The sequence below is a fragment of the Oleiphilus sp. HI0080 genome, assembly GCF_001635135.1.
The window spans coordinates 1-747 of the sequence record NZ_LWFU01000139.1 but is presented as its reverse complement, the minus strand read 5'-3'; the positions used below and the strand labels follow the sequence as shown (position 1 = coordinate 747).

Genomic DNA, 747 nt, shown 5'->3' with positions numbered 1-747 from the left:
GACTGACCAGCCCTTTCAGACTCCGAGCAATTACACTTTTTGCCTGGTCTGGGAGATCATAGACGAGTACGTGCAAGTGCTTTAACGCACTGTACTCATTTAAATCGAGTAAAGAGTTCGCCGGCGCATCGACGGTTGGCAGCGCAACGCTAAGGCTTTGTTTCAACTCTCCATCCAGGCCCATCGAAAAAACCCAGCGCGCGCCCATGATGTAACAAAGCATCTCAAGCATTGGCGTTGGGCCCTTCTCAGGCTCCTTCCGCCCGTCTCCTGACTGACTAATACCGCTACCAGCATCTGCTTTTCCACTGGTAACGAGTTCTAGTAAAAATCTTGGGCCAGTTCGTGTATCGGGCCGATACTGTGCTCGAACAGTAAACGAATCAACACGCGCTTGAAGAAGTGCTCGTTTAAACGCATTTCGCACAATTCGCTTTAGTTTCTCTGGGTCGCCAACCGCAAATGCAGGGAGGTTCGGATCAAAATGAATGTTGGCAGAGATCGCTCTGCGCTCTAAACGAGGCAAAAACTCCTGGTATACCTGCAACATCATCACCCTGAAATTAAACGGGATCTCGCTAAGGATAAGTTCGCCTGACTCCATCTGTGCACGATCATGCAGATTCGCAGCAACGCTCATAACGGCACTAAGATAGCTTGAACGAAATGCAGCCTGCGGATCGCCTGTGCGCGCTGCTCGAGCTTGTAAGACGAGTGCGCGAGCGAGCGCGTTCTTGATATCCAAGC

Annotated in this window: 1 protein-coding gene; it reads right to left on the bottom strand. The window is 51.0% G+C overall.

All coding sequences use genetic code 11. The features are described from left to right. Positions 1-747: hypothetical protein (locus A3751_RS22460; RefSeq protein ID WP_197466096.1), on the bottom strand; the 747-nt coding region annotated here is incomplete at both ends.